The sequence below is a fragment of the bacterium genome (genome assembly GCA_026416715.1).
Classification (GTDB): Bacteria; UBP4; UBA4092; order JAOAEQ01; family JAOAEQ01; genus JAOAEQ01.
Genome location: JAOAEQ010000040.1, coordinates 1 through 8,426 on the forward strand (window position 1 = coordinate 1; position 8,426 = coordinate 8,426).

The window sequence follows — 8,426 nt, forward strand, 5'->3', positions numbered from 1 at the left end:
CAGGCTATTGCACGAGTGAATAGACCTTACGAGGATGAAGAAGGAAGAAAGAAACCCTGCGGTTTTGTTCTTGATTTTGTCGGAATTTTTGACAAGCTTGAGAAAGCCCTGTCGTTCGATTCAGTTGATATTGCAGGCGTGATACAAGATATTGCAGCGTTGAAACATGCGTTTGCCGAAAAAATGCAACAGGCAAGAGATAACTATTTGAGTCTGATAAAAGGCTTAACAGCTGATAAGGCAGTGGAGAAAGTTTTAGAGTTTTTTATTGAGGAAAGTAAAAGACAGGATTATTACCTCTTCTTCCGTGAACTACAGGACTTATACGAGATACTTTCACCGGATGCTTTTTTGCGAGAATATCTAGATGATTTTGAGACTTTAGCAAGAATGTATAGAATTCTCAGGGAAGCGTATGAGACCAAAATCCCTCTGAATAGAGATTTTGCAAGGAAAACTGCTACACTCATAGCTGACCATACCAAAGTAGGAGTCATAAAACCTGCTCTGGAAATATATGAGATAAACGAAAATACTCTATCACTTATTGAGAAGAGTAGAGTGTCTGATACAGAGAAAATATTTAATATTATAAAAAGCATTGAGTATGTCTTGAATAGTAAAGGAAAAACCTCACCCTATCTTATATCAATAGCAGAAAAGGCAGAAGTAATCTTAAAAATGTATAAAGAAAGACAGAAGACTACCGAGGAGACATTAGAAGAATTGAAGAAACTTATAGTGGAGATACACTCTGCCCAGGAAGAACAGGGTAAAAAAGGAATGTCTCCTGAAGTATTTACAGTGTATTGGATATTAAAACAGAAATCCATTCCTAAACCAGAAGAACTTGCGAATGAAATAAAAACAGTGTTTGCGAGGTATCCCTATTGGAAAACAAGCGAAACACAAGAGAAGGAGGTAAGGCAAGAATTTTATGCCTTGATAATGAAGGAAGGGTTTAAAAATTTAGAAATGTTAAGCCAAATAATAGAAGATATGATAAAAAAACTCAAAGGGATAAGCTAATGATGATTTCACCTGAAGTATTTAAGAATGAAGTAAAAACAATTGCAAAGGAAATAGGGCTACTTCCCAAAGTAATCCATATCAGAAAAATGAAGAGAAAACTTGCCAGTTGTTCAAGCAAAGGTAGACTAACATTCAGCACAGGGATTTTAGAAGAATCAAAAGAAGTGCGGTATAAAATAATAATTCATGAACTTCTTCATCTGAGATATCCTAATCACGGAAAACTATTCAAATTATTGTTGAAAGATTACGAAAAGAAGTTGTATAGGAGATAATTAAATTTTCATTGTAAACGAACATTATAATGAGAAAAAAGCAGCGGGTAGAAGAGAGCTAGATAATGAATATAACAGAATCTCGCGAGAAGAATTTGAAAGAATAAATGACCTGATTTGCGCAAGCTGGTAGTTTTGCTATGAACAATCAGAGAATAAAAAATAAAATAGTTAGCTAATCATTCCTAGCTACCCGAGATACTTTCCGAAACCGAGAAAATAGATTACTTTCACCATACAACTGTTGAAACCCTCGGCGTAGCATAGCTGAATCTTTAGAGAATTACAGAATTTTGCTAAGAAACAATAGATACTCGCACGAATTGGTAGTGGGAGAAATCACGTTCAAATCTACGATGCTATAAAACCTGCAGTACTTCTAAAGCGATTTCGTATTTATTAAACGGTGGCATGAGATAAGCGCCAGCGACCATAGATTTCGCTTCAAGTAACGCTTCTTGCGCAATTTTGATACCTTCATTCGGTGCATTATCTCCTGCGAGTCGAATCCGTTCTCTAATCTTATCAGGAATACTCATTCCTGGCACCTCATTATGCAGGAATTCTGCATGTTTATAACTCCGAAGTGGAAGAATACCGACTAGAATCGGTATCTTAAGATGGTCAATTCGTTTCAGGAAATTTTCAAACATTTTGATTTCATATACCGGTTGCGTTAACGCAAATTCTGCTCCGGCGTTAACTTTCTTTTCAAATCGTTCAATTTCTTTTTCCAAATCCGGCGCACCAGGATTAGCGCCAACTCCAATCAGAAACTTGGTCGCAGGGATAATGTTATTTCCTGCTAAATCCTGCCCTTGGTTCAAGAGTCGAATGATTTGAACTAGTCCGATTGAATCAACATCATACACTGCAGTTGCGTTCGGATAATCGCCGAGTTTAGGCGGGTCACCAGTTACCGCTAGGATGTTATGGAGACCAAGCGCAAAAGCGCCGATTAAATCAGATTGTAAACCAAGCAGATTCCTATCGCGAGTTGTAACATGCACAATCGTTTCAATCCCGACTTGCTCTTGGATTAAGCGACATAGTGATATTGGATTCATTCGTGCCATCGCACGTGGACTATCCGCAACATTAATCGCATCTATTCCAGCTTGATATAGCGCGTTCGCTCCGTCAATAACCTTTTTCGGGTCGGTTCCTCGGGGTGGGTCAAGTTCAACACTGATAACAAATTTCTTCCCGAGTTTCTTACCGAACGCTGATTTTTCCTCCGGTTTTGCTGGGATAACCACTGGTTTTGCCGCTTCCGCAATCGGCGTTGCGGTTATCGGAATCGGTTTTGCTTTCGGCGGATGGAGCATTTTCACCATCGCTTTAACAGCGCGGATATGGTCTGGGGTGGTTCCACAACATCCGCCAACTATGCTAACGCCAAGCGTAACATATCGTCGTGCGTATTCCGCTAAATATTCCGGCGACGCTAGATAGAGAAACCGTCCATCAATCATTTGCGGTTGACCCGCATTCGGTTGTGCGGATAGTTTCCCTCGTCGGACTTTCGCCATTCGTTCGATGACGTCGAGAACCGGTTGCGGGCCAGCACTGCAATTTACCCCTACTACCGCTACTGCGAGCGATTCAAGTTCCGTAACTACTTCTTCCGGCGAAAAACCTGCGGCAGTAACTCCTTCTTCAGTAAATGCCATTTGCGCGATTATCGGCAGTGAACAAACTTCTTTTGCCGATAGCACTGCAAGTTTTATTTCGAATAAATCAGCAAATGTTTCAAGAATAATAATATCCGCACCAGATTGCGCTAACGCCGTAATCTGCTCTTGAAACGCAGATTTTGCTTCCTGAATCGAGATGGGACCCCGTGGTTCAACAAATTTCCCTAACGGACCGACTGATCCAGCAACAAACGCTGTATCACCCGCAATCTCTTTGGCTAATTTTACGCCTGCCTGATTGATTTCAGCGACTTTATGTTCTAAACCGAACGCAGCAAGTTTGTAACGATTTGCGCCGAATGTATTAGTTTCAAGTATCTCGGCGCCGGCATCAAGATAGTCACGATGGATACGTTGGACTAACTCTGGCGCTGATAAATTCAGTTCATCGAAGTTCCGATTAATATAAATCCCTTTAGCATAGAGCATTGTTCCCATCGCTCCATCGCAAACCAGAACTCCTTCTTCTAACGCATCTAAAAACGATTTTTGCACGGTATTATTCCTTTTGTTGTTATTAATATTTGAGTGTACTTATGCGCAAAAAAAAAAGTGTTACCTATCCAGAATAATTTCGACTATGCTTGACTTCGAGGTTAATAGCCCTTAAGGTTTGAACGATGATTAAGGCGAAAACCTTATCTCCCCAAGACTAAAGTAGGGGCAAAGGATTCGAAAGAGCTTTGATACTAATCATTTTGCCGATAGCATCTTTATCCGCCATCGTAACTATGTTTTTCTTCTTTAGCAAACCAAAGTGCCGGATCTTTTAAATACTCATAGGTATTTTCTAATAATTCCCAATGCCGATTCTCTTCTTCTTTCAGGAAAGCGTAGAATTTTTTCCCGATTGGGTCAAGGGTATCCTGTTCAGCCTTTGCATAAAATGTATACCCTTCACGTTCAATTTCCATCGCAGTTTGTAACGCTTGCAAATCGTCTGAATTCAAATCAAGTTTTCTGGTTAGTTCTGCTTTTTTAATCTGGAAAATTGTCTGTTTCGTTTTATCATATTTCTTAGGCAGAAGCTTTTTAACTTCCTTCCAGTTTTTCGCTTCGGTAAAAGTAACATACGCTTTTTTTACCATATCAATATGTCCAAGTTCTTCTTTGATCAGCGATTTGAAGGTTGCTTTTCCTAACGGATTCGTTGCTTTTTTCGCTGTTTCTTGATAGAACGCGGCACTATCCAATTCGAGTTTCAACGCAAAATGTAATGCATCAAGCACTTCTTTAGTCGGTTGTATCATACCTAATTATCTCCTTCGTTTAAGATTTATGTTCCAGCTTATATTTTGATAGCAGCTGGATATGTTTTTCATTCATCGTTTCCAAGGTTTGTAAAATATTCCGTAATTCCGGGATTTCAATTTTGAGTGAATGACGTAACAAATGTTCGTTATATCCAACTTCCAGCGTTAATGCGAGTTCAATTGCTTGCTGATGCGTGTAAGGTGCATCATTCAATCGTGACCGAGTTGTGCGGATTTCCTGTAACGTCTTGTTGAGTTTATCACGGTTAATAAACTGGACAAACTTCAATTCAGCAATTGCCGAAATAATCTGATTCTGGCTTTCGAGAAATGAAGCATGGTCGATTTCTTCCATAGCGATATTCTGCCAGAATGAATGCTGGTCTGGGTCTAGTTGGAAGAGCATAGCAAAATCAAAATATAATCGCGCCATTTCTCGTTCAATTTGAATTAATAAATCCAAAATTTCTAACGATTCGTTATCCATAAGAATAAGAAAACCCGTTTTGTTAATTCAGTATACCTAAGAATAGCTGGAAAGTGCAACTTATTTTGAGAGAGAAAGCGAATTACAGAGTGATTGAAAAAATTGGAACATAATCTGTTTAACAAAGATATATCCAAGCAGCATTGATAACATAACGAGAAGATACAATGTACCTAATGCGCGGATAATCTCGGTAATGGATGAACCAAGGATACTATACGCGAGCAGGGTTAATGCACCGCAAAGAATGATTGGAAATAGAATCAGAAACCGTTGAATATTTTTGATATTAAATTGAATGGAAATATTTAGTACTCTTCGCTCGGGAGTTTCCGATGCCGGACTGATTGTAATATATCCGTCAGAAACCCAGGCGATAGGATGGGTTGCTTTGAGGAAACTACCGGTATATTTGAATCGGAGCGAAGTTTCAGTTTGTTCGATAATTTTTACATTCAAACCGCTCAGGTAATCAGCAAAATATTGGATAACCTGTTCTTGAGCAGTTAGAATCTTATAGGTTCGCTTGTAATGGTACTTCATTTAGAAAAGTATGGGAGTATGGGAGTATCGGTGTTTTTAGACGCTGTCTTGACGCGTAATCGTATCTTTCACTGCCCGAGCAACAATCAACTCTTCATTTGTCGGGATAACCCAGAGTTGAACAATTGAATCTTCTGTGTGGATTGGTTTCTCTCCTACAACACTCCGATTCTTCGATATATCCAGTTTGATACCTAAAAACGATAATTTATGACATATTTTTTCGCGAAGCAACGCTGAATGTTCGCCAATTCCACCCGTAAAAACAAGTATATCTATCCCTTCTAATGCAACCAGATATTGCCCGATATATTTCTGCACACTATATGCAAAAGTATCAATTGCAGTTATCGCGCGCGTATTCCCTTGTTTTGCTGCGGATTCAATATCTCGCATATCGCCGCCTTTAATTCCGGAGATACCAGATAAACCACTCTCCTTACATAAGATAGTTCGAATCTGGTTGGTAGTTAAGTTCTCTTTATCCATCAGATATAAGACTGCAAAGGGGTCAAGGTCGCCGATGCGATTCGCATGAATAATTCCCGATTGTGGTGAGAAACTCATTGATGTATCAATTGATATTCCATCTCTAATTGCGCAGAGCGATGAACTGCCACCAAGATGACATGAGATAAGTCGATATTTAGAACCGAGCAGTTGCGTAACTCGTTCAGCAATATACCGATGCGAAGCACCGTGAAATCCATATTTCCGAATTCCATATTTTTCTGCTAAATGGAGCGGTATTCCAAGCTGATATGCATACGTCGGGATATCTCGGTGAAATGACGGTTCGAACAGACCGAGTAACGGTGTTTCCGGACAAATATTTTTAAAACTTCTAATCGCATTAATATACGGGGGATTGTGACTCGGTGCTACTGCGGCAAACTCTTCCATAGCGGCTAGGACGGTTTCATCTAGGATAACGCAACCGGTAATCCCTTGAGCGATAACCGTTTTAAAGCCGATAGCCGATATCTCTGTAACATCAGCTATTGCGCCGAACTGGTTATCGGTTAATAACCGAATTGCAAGTTGAATTGCAGTAGTATAATCTTGAATTGGTTCAACATTGCGATAAGCGTTTTTCCCTGTAGTCGTATGTGAAACGATAGCATCTGGGCTTCCGATACGTTCGAGTTTTCCTTGCGCAAGTATAATTTCTTCGGGAAATGTATATACTTTATATTTTAAGGAAGTACTTCCTACGTTAACGATCAGTATATTCATGTTTGGAAAATCCAAATATCAGAGTGTGAATATCTGCAAATGGTACCATTGATTTGAACGATTTACACTAACGCTCTTTTCAGAATCTTTCCACTACTAGTTTTTGGCAAACTTTCGCGGAATTCGATATATTTCGGAACTTTATACGCAGATAGTTTATCCCGACAAAACGCAATTAAATCCGATTCGGAAACTGCCCCCGGTGTTTTCAAAACGACTACCGCTTTTGGTACTTCGCCACTCCGTTCATCTTGAACTGGGATAACCGCAGCTTCTAACACTTCCGGATGAGAATAGAGCACATTTTCTACTTCCCGCGGATAAACGTTTAATCCGCGAACTAGAATCATTTCTTTCTTCCGGTCAACAATATAAAAATAACCATCTTCATCTTGATATCCCAAATCGCCGGTTAATAACCAATTATTCCGAATCGTTTGTTCGGTTATTTCTGGTAACCCGAGATAACCCAGCATAACATTATCTCCTTGCACCGCAATTTCGCCTATTTCGCGAATCGGTTTATCGTTCAGGTTATCATCAACCACGCGCATTTTTACTCCCGGTATCGGCAGCCCGATTGAGCCAGGTTTACGTTTCCCTCCCAGCGGATTCAGTGAGACTACCGGTGAAGCTTCTGATAAACCATATCCTTCATAAATCGGAATCTTAAACCGTGATTCAAATAATTCCATAACTTTTAAGGGCAGCCCAGCGCCACCGGAAATACAATATTTTATTCTGGATAAATCGAACGCAGTGTTCGGTTCCGCTTTCGCGAGTGCTAGATACATTGACGGCACCGCCGCTAATACGGTTATTTTCTCTTTTTCCATTAGTTTAAGAGCTAAGTCCGGTCGGAATACTTTCATCGGGACAACTGTTGCACCAGACAATAAAGGTGTTAACATACATACCGTTGCGGCAAACGAATGGAATAACGGCAGAATACAGAGAAACTTATCATTTTCAGTGCTTTGAATAACCTGGATACATGATTCGGTATTCGCGAGCAGATTCCGATGTGTTAACTGCGCTCCTTTCGGGTTGCCGGTTGTTCCGGAGGTATAGATTATTACCGCTACGTCAGTTTCATCTATTTCCGGGACAAGATATTCTTGTTCAGTGGCAATAGATTTACTCGGAGAAATAATAACTAGATTTGGTATCTGCGTTTTTATCGTATCAGCGATTTGCTGGAATAAAGAAGAGGTTATCAATCGAGATATATTTGCATTCTGGAGAACAAACAAGATTTCTCGCGGAACCGCCATTGTTTCTATCGGAACTACCGTCGCACCGGTTGCTAGAATTGCGAAATAGCTGATAATAAACTCGGCGCTATTTTCCATTAATAACGCGATTCGTTCCTGCGGTTTTATCCCGAGCTGACGCAGTTCTTTCGCAACCCCGAGAATCCGCAACCAGAGCTGTGTATAGGTCAATTGCTCAGATTCATAGTTGATTGCGACGGTATTTCCTTTTGCACGACAACTTTGTTGTAACCGAATTGGAAGATTCATAAGTGTATCCCATTAGTGAGATTTACTCGCAGTATAGGAAAAGGTTACGGTAAAAAAACATATTTTCCTAATTCCGGAGTATCGCTACTTCTTAAATTTAGCATAGATTCAGCCTTCGGTCAATGAAAATGATGAATATTATATTCAAAACTATTCTAGCTTATATGCAGTTTTTATAGTAAATAAATTTCATTTCGACGAGTAATTTTATTTTGTATAAGCAAATAAGTCATCTAATCTGTCTATATTTCAATCCCTTAGAAGCGATAGATAGGTAAGTAAAGTAGTCGTTTTATTTTTAACACTAATAACACTGATGAAATATTGACAACAAAAGAACGTATATGCTACCCTATTGTTTAACGTGTGCATTTTAATTT

General features: G+C 39.5%; 8 protein-coding genes. 2 read left to right on the plus strand and 6 right to left on the minus strand.

Annotation, left to right across the window (positions count from 1 at the left end):
- Positions 1 to 1,029 (plus strand): type I restriction endonuclease subunit R (locus tag N3A72_12160; protein ID MCX7920329.1); only part of this gene is annotated, 1,029 nt, incomplete at its 5' end.
- Between the two features lie 2 nt (positions 1,030 to 1,031).
- Positions 1,032 to 1,307 carry a M48 family metallopeptidase gene (locus tag N3A72_12165; GenBank protein MCX7920330.1) on the plus strand — a complete coding sequence of 92 codons (276 nt, stop codon included), beginning with the start codon at positions 1,032 to 1,034 and terminating at the stop codon, positions 1,305 to 1,307.
- Between the two features lie 359 nt (positions 1,308 to 1,666).
- Here N3A72_12165 and N3A72_12170 read toward each other — a convergent pair whose 3' ends face one another.
- The 6 genes from N3A72_12170 to N3A72_12195 all read right to left on the minus strand — a co-directional run bounded on the left by N3A72_12170 (position 1,667) and on the right by N3A72_12195 (position 8,046).
- Positions 1,667 to 3,499, minus strand: a complete 1,833-nt coding sequence (locus N3A72_12170; GenBank protein ID MCX7920331.1) for a bifunctional homocysteine S-methyltransferase/methylenetetrahydrofolate reductase — start codon at positions 3,497 to 3,499, stop codon at positions 1,667 to 1,669.
- A 218-nt stretch (positions 3,500 to 3,717) separates the two neighbouring features.
- Positions 3,718 to 4,254, minus strand: coding sequence for a ferritin family protein (locus N3A72_12175; protein ID MCX7920332.1), 537 nt, complete (start codon positions 4,252 to 4,254; stop codon positions 3,718 to 3,720).
- A gap of 19 nt (positions 4,255 to 4,273) precedes the next feature.
- The gene (locus N3A72_12180) at positions 4,274 to 4,744 is read right to left on the minus strand and encodes a hypothetical protein (protein MCX7920333.1); all 471 of its coding nucleotides are present in this window, start codon (positions 4,742 to 4,744) and stop codon (positions 4,274 to 4,276) included.
- A gap of 60 nt (positions 4,745 to 4,804) precedes the next feature.
- A complete protein-coding gene (locus tag N3A72_12185; GenBank protein ID MCX7920334.1) occupies positions 4,805 to 5,287 on the minus strand; it encodes a hypothetical protein in 483 nt (160 codons plus the stop codon).
- 36 nt (positions 5,288 to 5,323) lie between these two features.
- Positions 5,324 to 6,523 carry an acetate/propionate family kinase gene (locus N3A72_12190; protein MCX7920335.1) on the minus strand — a complete coding sequence of 400 codons (1,200 nt, stop codon included), beginning with the start codon at positions 6,521 to 6,523 and terminating at the stop codon, positions 5,324 to 5,326.
- 62 nt (positions 6,524 to 6,585) lie between these two features.
- Positions 6,586 to 8,046 carry a long-chain fatty acid--CoA ligase gene (locus tag N3A72_12195; GenBank protein MCX7920336.1) on the minus strand — a complete coding sequence of 487 codons (1,461 nt, stop codon included), beginning with the start codon at positions 8,044 to 8,046 and terminating at the stop codon, positions 6,586 to 6,588.
- Positions 8,047 to 8,426 lie beyond the last annotated feature (380 nt).

Coding starts and splice junctions, on each gene's coding strand:
- N3A72_12165 (MCX7920330.1), top strand. CDS start 1,032: ATGATTTCACCTGAAGTATTTAAGAATGAAGTAAAAACAATTGCAAAG.
- N3A72_12175 (MCX7920332.1), bottom strand. CDS start 4,254: ATGATACAACCGACTAAAGAAGTGCTTGATGCATTACATTTTGCGTTG.
- N3A72_12180 (MCX7920333.1), bottom strand. CDS start 4,744: ATGGATAACGAATCGTTAGAAATTTTGGATTTATTAATTCAAATTGAA.
- N3A72_12185 (MCX7920334.1), bottom strand. CDS start 5,287: ATGAAGTACCATTACAAGCGAACCTATAAGATTCTAACTGCTCAAGAA.
- N3A72_12190 (MCX7920335.1), bottom strand. CDS start 6,523: ATGAATATACTGATCGTTAACGTAGGAAGTACTTCCTTAAAATATAAA.
- N3A72_12195 (MCX7920336.1), bottom strand. CDS start 8,046: ATGAATCTTCCAATTCGGTTACAACAAAGTTGTCGTGCAAAAGGAAAT.